The sequence below is a fragment of the Mesorhizobium sp. NZP2298 genome, assembly GCF_013170825.1.
Classification (GTDB): Bacteria; Pseudomonadota; Alphaproteobacteria; order Rhizobiales; family Rhizobiaceae; genus Mesorhizobium.
This window is the reverse complement of the sequence record NZ_CP033365.1, coordinates 274,212-292,230: the sequence shown is the minus strand read 5'-3', so window position 1 is coordinate 292,230 and position 18,019 is coordinate 274,212. Positions and strand designations below refer to the sequence as shown.

Sequence of the window (18,019 nt, the reverse complement as noted above, 5' to 3'; positions counted from 1 at the left end):
CCATGTATCCTGACATCCATCTCCACATAGACGGCTCGTGGCGCCCGGCTCGCGACGGTCGCACAATGCCCGTGATCAATCCGGCGACGGAGGCCGAGCTTGGTTCGCTCGCCCATGCAGGCATCGACGATCTGGATGAAGCGCTCGCCGCCGCCGCGAAGGGGTTCGACGCCTGGCGGCGCGTCTCGCCCTTCGACCGCTCCAAGCTGATGCGCAAGGCCGCCAACATCCTGCGTGAGCGCAACGAACACGTCGCCACGCTGATGACGCTGGAGCAGGGCAAGCCGCTTGCCGAATCGCGCATGGAAGCGTTCGCTGCCGCCGACATCATCGACTGGTTCGCCGAGGAAGCGCGCCGCGCCTATGGCCGCATCGTGCCGGCACGCCTAGAGGGCGTCAGCCAGTCGGTGGTCAAGGAGCCGGTCGGCCCGGTGGCCGCTTTCACGCCGTGGAATTTCCCGCTCAACCAGGCGGTGCGCAAACTGTCCGCCGCTCTTGCCGCCGGTTGCTCGATCGTCATCAAGGGACCGGAAGAAACGCCGGCTTCGCCCGCCGAACTGGTGCGCGCCTTTGTCGATGCCGGCCTGCCCGATGGTGTCTTGAACCTCGTCTACGGCACGCCGTCGGAAATCTCCGCCTATCTCATCCCTCATCCGGTGATCCGCAAGATCTCCTTCACCGGTTCGACGCCTGTCGGCAAGCAACTGGCGTCGCTCGCCGGCCTGCATATGAAACGCGCGACGATGGAATTGGGCGGCCACGCGCCGGTCATCGTCTTGCCCGACGCTGATCTCGACCGCGCCGCCCGCGCGATGGTGGCGTCGAAATTCCGCAATGCCGGCCAGATCTGCGTCGCGCCGACACGCTTCCTCGTCGATCACGCCGTCTATGATGATTTCGTCGGCCGCTTCGCCGAGGCGACAAGCCGGATCAAGGTCGGCGACGGCTTCGCCGAAGGCACGACCATGGGCCCGCTCGCCAATCCTCGCCGCGTCCAGGCGATGGAAGAGCTGGTCCACGACGCCGTGCAGAAAGGCGCCGAGCTCGTCACGGGCGGCAAGCGCATCGGCAATTCCGGCTATTTCTTCGAGCCGACCATCCTGTCTGGCGTCGGCACCGACGCCCGCGCCATGAACGAGGAACCGTTCGGCCCGCTGGCGCTGATGACGCCGGTGAGCGGGCTGGACGAGGCTCTGGCCGAAGCCAACCGGCTGAATTATGGGCTCGCCGCCTATGGCTTCACCCGCTCGGCGGCGAGTGCCGCGAAGATGTCGTCGGGCATTGCCAGCGGCATGGTGTCGATCAACCATTATGGCCTGGCGCTGCCTGAGGTGCCGTTCGGCGGCATCAACGATTCCGGCAACGGCACCGAAGGCGGTGCCGACGCGCTGGAGAGCTATCTCAACAGCAAATTCGTCTCGCACCTGCAGGTCGACTGAGCAATTCCAGGAAAAGTGTGAAACGGTTTTCCGTCCGGAATTGCGTTGAGCCGAAGAGACTGACCAGACCGATTACTTCTGCTGGCCGTAGGTCTTGTAGCGCCCACGAATGGCAGCAAGCTCGCCGCCCTCGATCAGCACGGGCGCGCCGGCGCTTCGCGCCAGAAGATATTGCCGCGCCAGGGTTTCGAGCTTGATGGTGCGGATCAGCGCCGTGTCGAGATCGCCGGCGAAGGCGATCATGCCGTGATTGGCGAGCAGGCAGGCATTGCGGTCCTTGAGTGCAACAACAGCCACCTTGGCCAGTTCGCTTGACGCAAACAGCGCATAGTCCGAACAGCGCACATCGTCGCCGCCGAAACCCGCCACCATGTAGTGGAACAGCGGCAGTCCTTCGCGCAGGCAGGACAGCGCCACGCAATGGTCGGGATGGGCGTGCACCACGGCGCCGGCCTCCGGGAAAGCCTTGTAGATCTCGGCATGCATCTCCCATTCGCTCGACGGCTTGAAGGCGCCATCCCAGGATCCATCGAGCCGCATCGCCACCATCTGCTCCGGCCGCAGCGCGCTCGTGGCAATTCCCGTCGGCGTGATCAGCATGCCGCCTGCCGTGCGCACGCTGATATTGCCCGTGGTGCCGACATTCATCCCGCTGGCGTCCAGCGTCTCGGTCGCGGCGATCAGTTTGGCGCGTGCGGTTTCGGTATTCATCACGAAGTCTTTCCAGTCCTTGGCTCGATGGTTGGCTTTGCCGGTGGCCATGTGTCGATCGCGGGCGCGATGGTGGTGGCCCGCGTCATGTCCTGCAACACATCGGCGAAAATGTCGGGGCCGCCAAGCTTTCCGGATTTCAGCATCAGCGCCAGCGGATCGTCGGGCATGCCGGGCAGGTGGGCGATGGCGCGCGACAGGCCGGGGCCCTCATAGGCACCCATGGCGATCCGGCTGATGCCGAGCGCCTTGACCACCGAGCCGGCTGTCTCGCCGCCGGCAACGACCAGGCGCCGCACGCCGAAATCGCGAACCAGGATTTGCGCAATCCCGGCCAGTATCTCTTCCGCCCGCGCCGCCACCACGTCACGGCCATGTGCCTGCTGCAACGTCTCGACCGTCGCTTGCGGTGCGGTTGTGGCAATCGCGATCATCGCGCCGGGCAGATACCGCCCCGCAAAGGCGTGCGCTTCCGCGACAACGTCCTTGCCGCCAAAGGCCTCGGCGAGATCGATCGTCAACACCGGATTGTTTTGCGCGAAGCGTTCGAGCTGTTCGATGGTGCGATCGGCGACACTGCCGGCCAGTACCGCTGCCGGGCCATCGACTGCCGGCAGGCTGGCCGCAACGAGATCGTCTCGGTTCAGCAGCCCGTGTGCCATCCAGGCCGGTGGCAGATGCGCCACGACCGAGGAATTGCCGGTCATCAGCGGCAGGTCGAAGGCGGCTTGCGCGATCGCCGCCAGGTCGCGCTCGCGGAGCGTGTCGGTGACCAGCAGCGTCTCGCCGCGCGCGCGTTTCTCCCGCACGGCGTCGCGGATGGCTTCCGGGCCGGCATCGATGGTGAGCCAGGGCACCAGCCCTGCCTTGCCCTTGCTTTGCGCCTGCAGCACACGGACCAGGTTGGAATCGGTCATCGGCGTCAGCGGATCGAAGCGCTTGGGCGATTCGGCCAGCAATTGCGCACCGCCGAACATATGCCCCTGGTAGACCGTGCGGCCGGTTTCACACAACGCCGGCGTGAACAGCGTCGCGCCGCCGCCCAGCCGTTCGAGCAGCGCTTCCGCGCAGGGGCCGATATTGCCGGCGGGCGTGGAATCGAAGGTGGCGCAATATTTGAAGAAGATCTGCCGCGCGCCCGCTTCGGCCAGCCGGTCGGCGGCCTCGAGCACCTGGCTCACCGCGTCGCCGGCGGCGATGACGCGCGTTTTCAGCAGGATCACATGGGCAAGATTCCCCGACGGGATCGCCGCTTCGAGCCCGACCGTACAGCCGGTCGGAATGCCCCTGGCCACCAGCATCGACGCCAGTTCGGTGCCGCCGGTCAGATCGTCGGCAATGGCGCCGAACAACAGGGAAGGCATCAACGCGGTCATGCGCTTCGTCTCATTTTTGCGTGTCCGACGTCGATGGTCAGGCGACTTGTGATATCATATACACGGCCCGCTCGACTCAGGCGACGCCTGCGCCCCTGCAAGGACGGAGACTGGATGTGACTGCTTCCATCGCGCCGATCGCGCGCGACAATCTGACGACACGCGTCTACGAAGAGCTGCGCCGCGCCATGATGGAAGGCCGTTTCTGGCCCGGCCATCGCTTCAAGATCCGCGACCTCGCCGCCAGTCTTCAGGTTTCCGAAACGCCGGTGCGCGAGGCGTTGATGCAACTGGTCCGTGAAAAGGGCCTGGAGATGGAGGCGGGCCGGTCGATCACCGTCGCCCAGCTGTCGCTCGCCCAATATCTGGAACTGCGCAGCATTCGCCTGCATCTTGAAGGCATGGCCGGTGCCGCGGCGACGATGCGCATCGAACCGCGCGAGATCGACCGTCTGACGGCGGTGCATGAGAGGCTGATCGACGACGAGGACAATGGCCGCTGGTTCGAGGCCGTCCGCGACAACTGGGAATTCCACCACTCGATCTACCAGGCGGCGGGCATGCCGGAGCTGCTCGCCATCATCGAGGGCATCTGGCTGCGCAACGGCCCGCTGGTCAATTACCAGTACCCGAACGCCAGGCCGACCTATGACGGCCGCCATCGTCATCTCGACATACTCGACGCGCTGCGCGCGCGCGACGAGAACGGTGTGCGCAAGGGCATCCAGCAAGACATGATCGAAGGCGGCCGGCTGCTGGTCAAGGTTCTGGAAAGGCTGAACGACGGTTCGGTCACGCCGGAGGAACTGCGCCGCGCCGCGCAGAACGGCCGCCTGGTCTCGGCGGCCGGCTGAGCGATCCTTTCTCCCCAAACGCATCGGCGCCGGCTCACGCCACCTGCGCAGCCGCGGCCATGCCGGCATCGGCGGCCTGAAGCGCAAGGTCGACGTCCCCGGCGGTGTGCGCGGCGCTCAGGAACATGTTGTGCCGGGGATGGAAATAGGCGCCTTCGCGCAAGGCGGCCGAACAGAAGGCATCGGCCTTCCTGAATTCGGCATCGCCGTCGAACAGCACCATCGGCATCGACACTGGCCCGGTCTGGCGAAGCGAAAGGCCATGCTTCCTGGCGGCCGCGTCGAGGCCGGAGCGCAACCTCTCGCCGGCGGCATTCATGCTGGCGATCGCATTGGTGTCGCGTAGCGTCTTGATGGTGGCGATCGCGGCGGCCATGGCGACCGCGCCATACCAGAACGAGCCCGTCACATAGACTTTCGTCGCGGCCTCGCGGAACCGGTCCGTGCCGGTGATGGCGGCCAGCGGATAGCCATTGGCGATAGCCTTCGAGAAGGCGGAAAGGTCCGGCCGCACGCCGAGGGGCTCCCAGCTGCCGGCGAGATCGATGCGGAACCCGGCCCTGACATCATCGACGATCAGCGCCGCGTCGGCGGCAGAGGTGAGTTCGCGTGCGCGCTTGGCAAAGGCGGCGGTCGGCAGTTCCTGGTCGCGGGCGATGTCGTGCCGGAAGGCGGTGACGACGACGGCGGCTAGATCATTGCCGGCCTGCTCGACGGCGGCTTCCAGGCTGGCAACGTCATTGTAGTCGAAATGGATCAGATGGGCGCGATCCTCGGCGGTGACGCCGGCGAGCGAGGGCGTGCACCATGGCACCGCGCCGTGATAGGAGCCGCGCGCCACCAGTACCTTGCGCCGGCCGGTGCCCGCTCGCGCTATGGTCACGCAGGCCGTGGTGGCGTCGGTGCCGTTCTTCTGCAGCATCGCCCAGTCGGCATGCGCCACAGTCTTGACCAGCAGTTCGGCGAGTTCGACCAGCACTTCGCCCGGGCCGTTCATGGCGTCACCCAGGCTGCGCTGCCGCGCCGCCGCTTCCTTGACCGCGCGATGGTGATGGCCGAGGATGTTGGGACCCCAGCTGCACATCAGGTCGATGTATTGGCGCCCGTCGACATCCCAGACCCTGCAGCCGTCGGCGCGCTCGAAGAATTGCGGATAGGCGGAGCCGAGATAGCGCGTGGACATGTGCCCCCACATGCCGCCCGGAATGACCGACGCCGCGCGCTCGCGCAGCATCTGGTCCTTGGAGTTGATCAGGGAAGGCATGGTTTGTCTCCGCTCATTGATATATCATATATTAATTCTATGTGCTGGAAGAACAGGATTTCCGATCTTCCAGAGGGAGAAACGGGGAGGCGGCCTTGCGCCTCCCCGTCATCTTTTCGTTCAGTGGCTGAGTTCGGCCAGCGGCAGGTTGCAGCAGGCGCTGTAGCGCACGCCCTTGACGTCGGACTTGTAGGCCAGGATCAGGTTCGGGCTGACCAGCGGCAGGATGACCCTGTCCTTGATCATCTCCTCGCCGGCTTGATGCCAGAGCTTGGCGGCCTCGTCGCCGCTCGCGGCGAGCGCCGCCTTGTAGAGCTCGGACTCCTTCGGGTTGAGCACCGAAGGCTCGCGTTCCGCGCCGGCGCGCCGCGCCCACGGGCTACCCTTGGTCATGGCGAAATACTCGATGTACTGCGAGGTGCCGTAATAGTCCGGCGCGTAGAACACCGCGGTCATCGGGATGCCGTCGCCATTGATGCGTTCGCGCCAGTTGGCGAAGGGGATCGGCTGCAGATCGAGCTTGATGTTGACCTTGGCCAGGTCCTGCTGGATCTTTTGCATCAGGAGCGACAGGTCGACGCCATAGACGTTCATGCCCGGGAACGCCGCTTCCATCTCGAAGCCGTCGGCATGGCCGGCCTTGGCCAGCAGTTCCTTTGCCTTGTCCAGATCATAGGGCTGTGCCTCGAAGCCCGAACCGCCGGGGAAGCCGAGCGGGATCGGTGCACTGATCAGCTGACCTTCGGAGCCGATGGTGAAGTCGAGGATGCTCGGGCGGTCAAGCGCAAGCGAGATCGCCTCGCGCACCTCGGGCGTCAACGGCACCTTGTTGGCCTTGGCGCCGGGCGACAGCGCGACATAGATGAAGTTGTAGGACGGCACGGTCTCGATCTTGACGTCGCTGCCCGTCATCGTCTTGGCGGTATCCGGGTCGATCTGCATGGCGATGTCGGCGGTGCCGCTCTGCAGCATCTGCGCCTGCGCCACCGCGTCCTTGGTCTGGCGGATGACGACTTCGCTCAGCGCCGGCGCCTTGCGCCAGTACTTGTCGTTGCGCACCAGGCGCACTTCCGAGTTCGGCTCATAGGATTTCAGCACGAACGGCGCGCTGCCGGCCGAATGCGCCAGGAACCAGGCCTCGGCATTGTCCGTGGTCGAGGCGTCCGCACCGGCCTTGGCGCCGGCCTCGGTAGCAACCTTGCTGTTGACGACAGCCGTATAGGGCGCCGCCGCGATATTGAGGAATTCCGAGCTCGGCGCGACCATCTTGACGACGACCGTATGTGCGTCCGGTGTCTCGATCGAGGCGACATTGTCCATCAGGAACGAAGCGCTGCCCTTGAGGTTCTTCAGCCGCTCCCACGACCATTTCACGTCCTTGGCTTCGACCGGCGAACCGTCCGAGAATTTGGCGGCCGGGTCGAGCGTGAAGGTGAAGCTGGTCTGGTCGGCATTGCCTTCCCACTTGGAAGCCAAGAGTGGGACCAGCTTGTTGTCCTTGTCCAGCGTCAGCAGGGATTCATAGACGCTGGAATTGTAGATCTGGCAGGTGTCGCAGAAGGCGCGGTGCGGATCGAGCGAGTTGAGGTCGATGTTGCGCGCGATGACCAGCGGCTTCTCGTCCTGAGCGAAGGTCGACGGCGCCCAGAAGGCGCTGGTGGCCATAAGCACGGCCGCCAGCATCGTCGCCCTGGTCTTGGTTCTCGGTAGGGTGTTCATGTCAGTTCTCCCATTTTCTTGTCGGATCTTTGTGGCAATGCATCAGCTCTACCCGCTCACGCCGGTGAGGGATCGAAGAGCGGCCTTGAGCTTGTCAGCGCCGCCCAGTGCGGCCCGGTTGAGCGGGGCCGATACGACGGGAGCCGAAAGGCTGCCCGTCACATGCAGCACCTCGTGGTCGAGATAGTCGAACACGCGGTCCTGAATCTCCTGTGTCAGCCGTCCGCCGAGCGACAGCCCGCGCTGTACCTGCTCGACGACGGCGACGCGGTTGGTCTTGCGGATGGAGGCTTCCACCAGTTGCCAGTCGAGCCCGGTCGGGTCGAGGCTGCGCAGGTCGATGATCTCGGCATCGACGCCGGTCTCCTCGGCCACCTGCCTTGCAACGGACACCATGCTGGCCGAGGTGAGCAAGGTGCAGGCACTGCCTGGCCTGACGACTTTCGCCTTGCCGAGATGCACGCAATAGTCTCGGTCATCGGTTGGAACGGGCCCCTCGCTCGGGAACAGTTCGACATGCTCGATGACGACGACCGGGTCGTCGCATTTCAGCGCCGAATTCATCAGGCCGACATAGTCGAAGGGCGTCGTCGGCGATGCGCCAACCGGGATAGAGGGCGAACAGGCCGGACGGATCGCCCGAATGCTGCGAGCCGTAGCCGGTGTGCGGCGAGACGCGCACCCTGACCACGATCGGCACCGGGAAGCCGCCGCCGAACATGTGCCGCACCTTGCTGACCGCATTGAAAAGCTGGTCGGCGGCGACCAGGCAGAAGTCGCCGAACATGATCTCGACGATCGGCCGCAGGCCGCACAGGGCCGCGCCCAGCGCCACGCCGACGAAACCGTTCTCGGCGATCGGCATCGCCAGCACGCGCTCCGGCCAGCGCTCCAGCGCGCCCTTGGTGGCGCCCGAGACGCCGCCGCGCAGCCGGTGCACATCCTCACCCATGATGATGATGCGCGGGTCCTGCTCCATGGCGCGCGCGATCACTTCCGATGCGGCAACCATGAACTTGACCGGCCTGGTCCCGGCCGGCGGCACGTCCTCCATCTCCAGGAAGCGTTCGTTCCTGAGTTCCGAAAGGTCGCCGCGGATCTGGTTGTCGACTTCATCAGGGCTTGGCCACAGATGGTCGGGAATGCGCAACGCATTGCCGCTCATTTCGGTCAGCGAGTCGGCGGCGGTGTTGACCACCTCCATGACGCGCTGGTCGAGTGTAGCGAGGTCGGAGGCATCGAGGATGCCCATCGTCTTCAGCCGCGCGGCCATCGTGGTGAGCGGGTCGCGCGCCTTCCAGACGTCCTCCTCGGCGCGTGTGCGATAGCCGAACTCGCTGCCCGGCCGTGCACCGCTCTGGTGCAGGAAGCGGTAGCAGAGCGCCTCGACCAGCACCGGCCCGCCGTCTTCCTCGATCGCCCGGCGCGCCTCGCGCATGGCGTGATGGACCGCCACCACATCCATGCCGTCGCATTCGATGCCGCGAAAGCCCAGCATCGGACCACGTGACGCCAGCCGCGTCTCGCGCGTCTGTTCGTTGACATGGGTGGAGACGGCATAAAAGTTGTTCTCGGCGAAGAAGATCACCGGCAGCCGGTAGAGCGCGGCGATGTTCATCGCCTCATAGGCCGGTCCGGCCATCATCGTTCCGTCGCCGAAGAAGGCGACCGAAATGTTGCCGGTGCCAAGCAGCTTGTCGGCCAGCGCATAGCCCGCCGCGTGTGGCAGGTTGCCGCCGATGATGGCGCTGGTGCCGGGAATGCCGGAAGCATCGTCGCGCATATGCATCGAGCCGCCGCGGCCGCCGCAGTAACCTGCGTTGAGCCCCATGATCTCCGCCATCAGGCCCAGCACGGACCCCTGCATGTCCGCACTGAAAGCGTCATGCAGCGGGTTGAACCCAGCCGGTGTCTGCGCGTTGACGAGCTTGGCCAGCACCTGATGGTGCGCGCGATGCGTACCGTTGATGCGGTCGCCGGTGCCAAGCATCGACATGGCGCCGACGGCCGTCGCCTCCTGTCCTATGCTGGCGTGCGCGGGCCCATGCACCAGCCCGGCATTGGCAAGGTCGAGCACCTTTTCCTCGAAACGGCGGATGAGCAGCATCTGGTGATACCAGCGCACCAGGTTCGGCACCTCGGCGGCGTTCCAGTCGGACTCGTCGACGTCGAGCCGCAACCAGGGCGCCGATGGCTGGATCGCTGTCTGCTGAACCATTTAGGCTAGTCCCGTTTCGGTAGATGATATATCAAATATTGTCTCAGTCGATTGTGTCAGGCGATTTTCTCGCCAAGACACTGGCTTGCGGGGTTCGGCAGGTAAATGGAATTAAATTTCATTTTCTGCGCAAAGCCGAGACTAAGCCGGGACGGCGCGGTTCCGCAAGTGGAATTTTCAAGGCGCGTGATCGGATCGTTTCGGCGGCACTGAAAGGCCACGTGGCGCAGACATTAGAGGCCAGTTACCGGTCGGCCCGGTGCTGGAAAAACTGCAGGAACAATTCCCGCTCGGTGGTGATGTCGAGCTTTTCATAGATGCGCCGGCGGTGGTTCTTGACGGTGCCGACGGTGATGCCGAGGCGCTCGGCGATGTTGGCCGTCGGATGGCCGGCGAGGATGAGCTGCACCAGCTCGCGTTCGCGCAGCGACAGTTCCGGCCACAGCCTCGTCGGGATGGTCGGCTCCTGCCGGGGTGAGGCGCCCGGACCGGTTGGCGCCGACGTGCGAAGAAACTCTCGTCCGCGCGCCTTGATGTCGAGCGCGTGCAGCGCCTCGAACACCGGCAGCCGCTCATCCAGAAGGGCGATCTCGCTCTCCTTGAACGCGCTGGTCGACCGGTCGAGGAAGATGCCGAGGCACCAGTCGCCGCCATCGGCGAGCATGATGCCGACCTCGTCGCAGATCTCCGACTGCGTCAGGAAGCCGGCTATGTACTGGCCGCGCTTGGCTTCGTCGTCGGCAAGCCGCTTCAACGGCATGATGCCCAACCGGCGCTCGCGCCGCCAGGAGGCATAGAATGGGTCGAAGACGTAGTAGCTGGCGAGATAGCGTTGGACCATCTCGTCGGAGAAGCGCCGGTGCTTGACGAATTCCGGTGTCTGGGTCGTCGAGTAGCGCGTCACCGTGACAAGGTCGTGATCGATGTCGGCGCCGATCAGATCGATCAGGCAGTCGACATGCTTGTCCGTGCCGGTGGCGGCGATCGCCTTTGCGAGCGGCGCCCAGATATTGCCCATGCGCATGCCTCTTTGTCGGTGACGAGTCCCCCGCTCGTCATTGTGCCTTTAGGCATATGGCGCGATCCGCGCGATCGAATCTAGCCTGCGGTCATTCTCGAAGAGGGAAGGCGACCCGTGGACCAGATCACTACCAACCCCATCGTCATCGGCATCGACGCCGGCGGCACCATGACCGACACCATCCTTGTCGATCAGGACGGCCACTTCAAGATCGGCAAGTCGGCGACCACGCCGAAGAACGAGGCCGAGGGTTTCCTCGCCTCGGCGGAGGATGCGGCCGACGCCTGGGGCATCTCGCTGGAACAGCTGTTTTCAGGCGTGAACGTGGTGCTCTATTCCGGCACCGGCATGCTCAACACGCTGTTGTCGCGCACCGGCCGCCGGCTTGGCCTGATCACCACCAAGGGCCTCGAGGACATGATCCTGATGGGCCGCGGCCTGCAGGCCTGGGCCGACTATTCCTATGCCGACCGCCTCCATGCGGTGACGCACCAGCACCCCGATCCGCTTGTGCCGCGCCGCCGCACCCATGGGGTCACCGAGCGCATCGACCAGTTCGGCGACATCATCCTGCCGCTCTACGAACATGAGGTCGTTGCCGCCGCCAGGAAGCTCATCGCCGACAAGGTCGAGGGCATCTGCATCATGACGATCTTCTCGCACGTCAATCCGGTGCACGAGAAGCGCATCGCCGAGATTTGCCGCGAGGAGGTCGCTGCCGCCGGTGCCGATATCCGCGTCTACACCAGCCATGAGGTGCGCCCGGTCATCCGCGAGCAGTCGCGGCTGAACTCGGTGCTGATCGAAGCCTATGCCACCTCGCGCGGGCGCAAGCAACTCAAGGGCATCGAGGACGTCGCGAAGAAATACGGCTTCAAATACGGCGTGCAGACGCTGCTCTCCTTCGGCGGTCTGACCTCCATCAACCACCCGCGCCTGCACGAGACCATGATCTCCGGCCCGATCGGCGGCATCCTCGGCGCTGCCTATGTCGGCAAGCTGATCGGCAACGATTCGCTGATCTGCTCGGATATGGGCGGCACCTCCTTCGACATGGGCGTCATCACCCGCGGCCAGACCCGGATCGAGAACGAGCCGCTGATGGACCGCTTCAAGCTCAACGTCCCGACGCTGCATCTCGATACGATCGGCGCCGGTGCCGGCATGATCCTGAAGGTCGACCCGCTGACCAAGAAAGTCTCGCTCGGGCCGGAAAGCGCCGGCTCTGATCCCGGCCCGATCTGCTTCGCCAAGGGTGGCACGGAGCCGACCATCGCCGATTGCGACGCCATACTCGGCCGCCTCAACCCGCACTATTTCCTCGGCGGCAAGGTCGTGCTGCAGGTCGAGAAGGCCAGGGCGGCCTTCGAGGAAAAGTGCTCACGCCTGCTTGGCGTCGGTGTAGAGGAGGCTGCCGAAGGCATGATCGACATGCTGGAGGCCGACGCCAACAATGCGTTGCGCCGCGTCATCTCCGGCCAAGGCATCCATCCCTCGGAATTCACGCTGCTGTCCTATGGCGGCTCAGGTCCGCTGCATCTGGCCGGCTGCTCCAGGGGCATCGGCTTCAAGGACATCATCACCTTCCAGTTTGCCGCCGCCTTCTCGGCCTTTGGCTGCACCACCGCCGATTTCATGCGTCGACATTCCGTGTCGACGCAGCACGACATCGGCGCACGCGCCAGCGATGACGAACTGCTCGCCTTCGGCAAGAAGGTCACCAATGTCTGGGACGACCTCACCAAGGCGGCGGTCGACGAGATGATCGAGGACGGCCATGCGCGCGACAAGATCAGGACCGTGCCGTTCCTGATGATGCGCTACACCGGCCAGCTCGAGGACGTCGAGGTGATGGCGCCGCTGTCGGCCATCCAATCGGCCGACGACATGCGCAGGGTCATCGACGAGTTCGAGGCGGTCTACGCCAAGGTCAACCATCGCGTCTCGCGCTATGGCGAAGCCGGTTTCTCCATCACCGAGCTCGGCCTCATCGCCACCGCCGACAAGGTCAAGCCGGTGCTGCTCAAGCGCCCGCTAGGCAAGTCGGATCCGGCGTCCGCCCGCAAGGGCGTTCGCGATGCCTATATTGGCGGACGTTGGCACAAGGCCAATCTCTACGAGATGGACCTTCTGCGGCCCGGCCACGAGGTCATCGGCCCGGCCATCATCGAACACCCGGCGACAACGCTGGTCGTTCACCCGCAAGACCGTGTCCATGTCGATGAATGGACGCTGCTGCACTACACCCACGCTTGAGAAGGGCGAACGCCATGCTGGACAAACCCGCCTCCGCGCTCCGCATCCGCGAAAGGCTGATCGAATCCGAACGACTCATGGAAGAGACCGGCTGCTATGACGGCATCACCGAGCTCGAACTGCGCAACCAGGACCCGCTGAAGTTCGAAACATTGCACACCAAGCTGCGCGCCTACTGCGTCTCGGCACGCGAGATGGCCCGTCGCATCTCCGCCTCGCCCGGCGTGCGTGAAGTCGGTGAAATGGTCGTCGCCATCTACACGCCGGAAGGCGATGCGATCGCGCTCTCCAACGGCATCATGGTGCATGTGCACACGATGAGCCGCTTCATCAAATGGATGATCCGCAACGGCTACGAAGAGAACCCTTGCATCCGCGACGGTGATATCTTCGCCAACAACGATGCCTTCATCGGCACGGTGCAGGTGCCCGACGTGATGGACGTTGTGCCGATCTTCCATTCGGGCAAGCTGGTTGGCTGGGCCGGCGCGGTCTGCCACGAACTCGAGGCTGGCGGCATCACGCCCGGCGGCGACGTGGCACTGGCGCAGGAGCGCTTCACCGAGGGTCTTTTCGTCTGCGCCGAAAAGGTCGGCGAGAACGACGAGATCCGCCGCGACTATGTCATCCGTTGCGAGCGCAATTTGCGCATGCCGATCTACTGGGTGCTCGACGAGAAGGCCAAGGTCGCCTCTTGCATCGACATGCGCGAAAGCGTCAAGGCGCTGATCGACGAGATCGGCCTCGACTACTGGATGCAGGTGTCGAAGGAGTTCATCGAGGAAGGCCGCCGCGCGCAGCTCGCCCGCACGCGCCAGCTGACAGTGCCCGGCATCTATCGCGGCCACACCTTCTACGGCCACGTCACCAAGGGCAAGCCGGGCTACCAGCCGCTCGGCGATCCCGACTGGCTCTACAACATACCGATCGAGATGGAGATCACCACCGACGGCAAGATCATCATGGACTTCGAAGGCACGCAGCCCTGGGGTTACCATTCGATGAACTGCACGCCGGCCGGAATGGATGGCGGCATGTTCGTGACGCTCACCCAGCACATGAATTTCGAAGGCCTGGTCAATGACGGCGCCTGGATGGCGACCGAACTGAAACTGCCGCACGGCACCTGGACCAACCCCGACAACGAGATGGTTGCGACCGCCACCTCATGGGCCCTGCTGCTTCCTGCCTATGGCGTGTTCCAGCGGCTTTTGTCGCGCTCCTTCATCGGCCGCGGTTTTGTCGAGGAGGCCTTCGTCGGCCAGGTCAACAGCCCGATGATCGAGATGGGCGGCACCAGCCAGTACGGCAAGCTGTTCGGCATGGCGCATTTCGAATGTGCTGCCGCCGGTTCCGGCGCGCTGGCGATCAAGGATGGGCTGGACACGGCCTATGTCGGCTGGAACCCTGAATCCGACATGGGAAACATCGAGATTTGGGAACAGAGCATGCCGATGGTCTATATAGGCCGCTCGATCGTTCCCAATTCCGGCGGCGCCGGCAAATATCGCGGCGGCTGCTCTTTCCTGTCGACATGGCTGGTCAGCAAGACCGACCATCTCAGGCTGGTCACATCGGAGCATTCCTCCCGTGTGTTCGACAATGGCGGCATGTGTGGCGGCTATCCGGCGCCGACCTGCCAGAAGCATCGCGCGGTACGCGATTCAAACATCTTCGAACTCGCCGAAAAACGGGCGCCGTTGGCGCACCACACCGGCACCAACCCGCATCGCTCCGAACTCGAAGTCCGGCTGCAGGGCGAGCACGTGACGATGGAGGGGCCCTATATCACCGCCCCGCACAAGACCGGCGACGTCTTCACCCATTCCTACAATGGTGGCGGCGGTTATGGCGACGTGCTGGAGCGCGACCCGATCAAGACGGCGATGGATGTCGAGAACGGCTATCTGACCAAGGAAGCGGCCGAGGGCATCTTCGGCATCATGCTGGATGAGGATGAGGACGGCTATCCCGTCGCCAATCTCGAGGCCACCAAGCGTCATCGCGCCGAGATGCGCGCCAGGCGGCTGGCGCAGGCAAGGCCGGTCTCGGAGTGGATCGCGACCGAACGCGGCCGTGTCGAAAAGGCCGACTTCGCACCGGAGGTGAAGAAAATGTATGCCAGCGCGATCAAGCTGTCGTCGCGCTTCACCAGGGAATTCAGCGATTTCTGGAACGTCGACGCCAAATCGATCTTCATGCCGGGAGCAAAGCCATGACCTCGTACAGCAAGGAAGTCATCGCCGATCTGGTCGCGGGCACGCTGCCCTGGCCGCAGACGCGCCGCGTCATGAGCGCCTACAAGGACGACGACCGCTTCTTCAAATATGTCGCGGTGCTGCAGGACCGCGTCGGCTGGAAGGATCCGATCCTGTTGCCGGTCTCGGATCATCTCTTCATCTGCCAGAGCGGCGACGAGAGGGTGACACGCTGCGAATGCGGCCATTCCTTCGGCGACTATCGCAAGAACTGGAAGCTGAAGGCTTCGATCATCGTGCGCAACACCGAGGAATCGCTGCGCGAAATCTACCCCAACAGCGATATCCCCGATCCGCAATGGATGGAGATTCGCGAATTCATCTGCCCTGAGTGCGGCACCATGCACGAGGTCGAAGCGGCGGCACCCGGCTATCCCATCGTGCACGATTTCGAACCGGATCTTGAAGGCTTCTATCGCGAATGGCTGGGCAAGCCTCTTTGAGGGGGTGAAGCCGCGAACCGCGTCGACAAATACTCCCGGACCTGATTGCCTGCCCAAACCAACGGAGAACCACGCGATGACAGACCTTTCCGGCCGCGGCGCGATCGTCACCGGCGGGTTTTCGGGCATGGGTTTCGCCATTGCGACGGCCTTGGCGCAAGCCGGCGCCAATGTTGCCGTCGGCTCCTATATCGCGCCTGCGGACACCGACAGATCCGATGCCGCCTATTATCCGGGCGCCGACGAAATTGAGCGCGTGCGATCGGCCCTGTCAGCCCATGGCACCAGGGTTCGGGCCGCTCATCTCGATGTCCGCGACAGTGAGATCACCAACCGTTTCGTGGCCGAAGCCGAAGCCGCCATCGGCCCTGCCGACATACTGGTCAACGCCGCCGGCACCACCACCGAGCAGCCGGTCTGCGGCCATTCCGATGCGCTGTGGGACAAGATCGTCGACACCAACCTGACCGGCGCCTTCCGCGCTACCCGCGCCGTGCTTCCCGGCATGATCGAGCGCGGCTGGGGGCGCATCGTCAACATCGGCTCGACCGCCGCTTCCGTCGGCTGGAAGGATAACCCCGCCTATTGCGCTTCCAAGGCCGGACTTCTCGGCCTCACCCGCTGCGTGGCCCTGGAAGGGGCCGCGCACGGCGTCACCTGCGTTATGATCAGCCCGACATGGGTCGAGACCGAACTGATGCGACGCAATGTGGCGCAAGTCGTCGAGCGCGAGGGCAAGGGGCGGAGGGCCGAAGAAGCAATGGCCGAGATTGCTAGGGGCAACCCGCAGCAGCGCATGCTGCAGCCGCAGGAGATAGCCGCTCTGGCGGTATTCCTGTGCTCGGATCTCGCCAGAGGCATCACCATGGAAAACATACAGGTCACCGGCGGAGCCCTGTGGTAGCGTTCTCCTCGCCTGATCGGCGCGAGCGTGCTGTGTGCCGGCTGACCTCTCCCCGTTCGCGCCGATGTAAGACAAGGTGACCGGATTTGCCATTGAGCATGCGGTGCGATAGTTTATATTGCACTGCACAATGGAGATGCGGTTTATTGCACGCCCCTGTTCGCGGATATGCCGGCCGGCTTGCGGCCTGCCGGGCTTGGGGCGCGTCGACGGGACTCTGAGATGAAGATTCCAAAGTCCCTGCTGGTCGATCCCGAGAAGAACTCGGTCTATGGCGCGTTTGCCGTTGCCGTCTCGATCTGGGCGTTCTCCTATTCCGTCATTTTCGGCCAGGTGCTGGTCCTTGCCTATTACGCCGTCTGGCTTCCGCTCATTCTGGTCGACTACCGGCGCTTCCTGCGGCAGCTGTCCAGCGCCTGGCTGCCGCTGCTGTTCGCGGCCTATGTCTGCTTCTCCGTCTTCTGGTCGCAGGCACCCGGCATCACCGCCAGGACGGCGATCCAGTACCTTTCCCACATCGCCTGTGCCTATGTCGCTGCGCGCACCGTCAGCGTGCGGACCCTGACGCTGGGCGCGCTGATCGGGATATTCTTCGTCCTCCTCTATTCGCTCAAGGTCGGCGGCTATTCCGAGGACGTGCTTGATGGCACCTACAATTTTGTCGGCGCTTTTGCCTCCAAGAACCAGATCGGCTTTGTCGGCTCCCTTGGCATCTATTTCTCCGTGGTATTCCTTGCTTTCCTGCGGCGTGGCCGGCAGAGCTTCATCCTGACCGTGCCCGTCGTGCTGTTGTCGGCCTATGTGCTGGTTGTCTCGCATTCCGCCACCTCGATGGCCTCGATACCGGCGGTCCTGGCGCTGATCGCGCTTCTTGCCATGACCAAGCTTTTGTCACGGCGCTATCGCCGGGTGATCTTCCTGGTCGGCGCCGGCCTGATCGTCGTGGTGGCCTTCGTTGCACTCAATCTCGGGCTCATGGACTTCGTGCTTGGCCTTTTCGGCAAGGATTCGACCCTCACCGGGCGGACCTATCTGTGGGAGCAGGGCTGGAACGCCGCGCAGCGCTCGCCGATCCTCGGCGTCGGTTATGCCGCCTATTGGGTGCAGGGTTTTGCCGAGGCCGAGCGGCTGTGGAACGAATTCTACATCACCACCCGCACCGGCTTCCATTTCCACAACACCTATGTCGAGGCGCTTGTCGAGCTCGGCTTCACCGGAGCGGCGATGGTATCGCTGATCATGCTGCGCACGCTTTACGGCCATGTCTCGACGGTGATCTTCAAGGCATGGCAGTCGGAATCGGTGGTTCTCTTCGGCGTGATGGTGCTGCTGCTTATCCGCTCCTTCGTCGAGGTCGAGATCCTCAATCCCTACATCATGGGCTCCTTCCTGATGTATTTCAGCTACTTCAAGCTGGCCCGGCTGCCTGTCACCCGCACGCGGTGGTCGCCGGCTTTCGAGCCGGCGGATGCGGCACGGGGCGAGCCAGCCTGGCCCCGCCATGTCGGTCGTCCGGCCGCCGACGCATCGTGAACTGGAGCAATTCCAGAAAAAGT

General features: G+C 64.2%; 12 protein-coding genes and 1 pseudogene. 7 read left to right on the top strand and 6 right to left on the bottom strand.

The features are described from left to right. Positions 1–2 precede the first annotated feature (2 nt). Positions 3–1,439 carry an NAD-dependent succinate-semialdehyde dehydrogenase gene (locus EB231_RS01325; protein WP_172347260.1) on the top strand — a complete coding sequence of 479 codons (1,437 nt, stop codon included), beginning with the start codon at positions 3–5 and terminating at the stop codon, positions 1,437–1,439. Between the two features lie 72 nt (positions 1,440–1,511). Here EB231_RS01325 and EB231_RS01320 read toward each other — a convergent pair whose 3' ends face one another. Continuing rightward, positions 1,512–2,150: a class II aldolase/adducin family protein gene (locus EB231_RS01320; RefSeq protein ID WP_172347259.1), complete on the bottom strand. Its 639-nt coding sequence runs from the start codon at positions 2,148–2,150 to the stop codon at positions 1,512–1,514. Beyond that, on the bottom strand, positions 2,150–3,526 hold the full coding sequence (gene otnK, locus EB231_RS01315; protein ID WP_172347258.1) for a 3-oxo-tetronate kinase: 1,377 nt from the start codon (positions 3,524–3,526) through the stop codon (positions 2,150–2,152). Before otnK ends, EB231_RS01320 begins: the two co-directional genes overlap by 1 nt. Before the next feature lie 116 nt (positions 3,527–3,642). On the opposite strand from otnK, the gene EB231_RS01310 reads away from it, so the two are divergent. Next, a complete protein-coding gene (locus EB231_RS01310) occupies positions 3,643–4,380 on the top strand; it encodes a GntR family transcriptional regulator (protein WP_172347257.1) in 738 nt (245 codons plus the stop codon). A gap of 34 nt (positions 4,381–4,414) precedes the next feature. Here the strand turns inward: EB231_RS01310 and EB231_RS01305 are convergent, their stop codons facing one another. From EB231_RS01305 to EB231_RS01290, 4 genes and pseudogenes are all read right to left on the bottom strand, one after another. Then, positions 4,415–5,644, bottom strand: a complete 1,230-nt coding sequence (locus tag EB231_RS01305) for an aminotransferase class III-fold pyridoxal phosphate-dependent enzyme (RefSeq protein WP_172347256.1) — start codon at positions 5,642–5,644, stop codon at positions 4,415–4,417. 120 nt (positions 5,645–5,764) lie between these two features. After that, on the bottom strand, positions 5,765–7,327 hold the full coding sequence (locus EB231_RS01300; protein ID WP_172352774.1) for an ABC transporter substrate-binding protein: 1,563 nt from the start codon (positions 7,325–7,327) through the stop codon (positions 5,765–5,767). 84 nt (positions 7,328–7,411) lie between these two features. Beyond that, a pseudogene (locus EB231_RS01295) lies at positions 7,412–9,581 on the bottom strand (alpha-ketoacid dehydrogenase subunit alpha/beta). 244 nt (positions 9,582–9,825) lie between these two features. After that, a complete protein-coding gene (locus EB231_RS01290; RefSeq protein WP_172347255.1) occupies positions 9,826–10,605 on the bottom strand; it encodes a helix-turn-helix transcriptional regulator in 780 nt (259 codons plus the stop codon). A gap of 165 nt (positions 10,606–10,770) precedes the next feature. Between EB231_RS01290 and EB231_RS01285 the strand changes: the two genes are divergently transcribed. From EB231_RS01285 to EB231_RS01265, 5 genes are all read left to right on the top strand, one after another. After that, positions 10,771–12,858, top strand: a complete 2,088-nt coding sequence (locus EB231_RS01285) for a hydantoinase/oxoprolinase family protein (RefSeq protein WP_246740991.1) — start codon at positions 10,771–10,773, stop codon at positions 12,856–12,858. A 14-nt stretch (positions 12,859–12,872) separates the two neighbouring features. Beyond that, a complete protein-coding gene (locus tag EB231_RS01280) occupies positions 12,873–15,077 on the top strand; it encodes a hydantoinase B/oxoprolinase family protein (RefSeq protein WP_172347253.1) in 2,205 nt (734 codons plus the stop codon). Then, on the top strand, positions 15,074–15,559 hold the full coding sequence (locus tag EB231_RS01275; protein WP_056569396.1) for an acetone carboxylase subunit gamma: 486 nt from the start codon (positions 15,074–15,076) through the stop codon (positions 15,557–15,559). The genes EB231_RS01280 and EB231_RS01275 overlap by 4 nt, the downstream gene beginning before the upstream one ends. A gap of 76 nt (positions 15,560–15,635) precedes the next feature. After that, the gene (locus tag EB231_RS01270; RefSeq protein ID WP_172347252.1) at positions 15,636–16,463 is read left to right on the top strand and encodes an SDR family NAD(P)-dependent oxidoreductase; all 828 of its coding nucleotides are present in this window, start codon (positions 15,636–15,638) and stop codon (positions 16,461–16,463) included. A gap of 222 nt (positions 16,464–16,685) precedes the next feature. Continuing rightward, complete coding sequence (locus EB231_RS01265) at positions 16,686–17,996, top strand: O-antigen ligase family protein (protein WP_172347251.1); 1,311 nt, start codon at positions 16,686–16,688, stop codon at positions 17,994–17,996. The last annotated feature ends 23 nt before the right edge of the window (positions 17,997–18,019 follow it).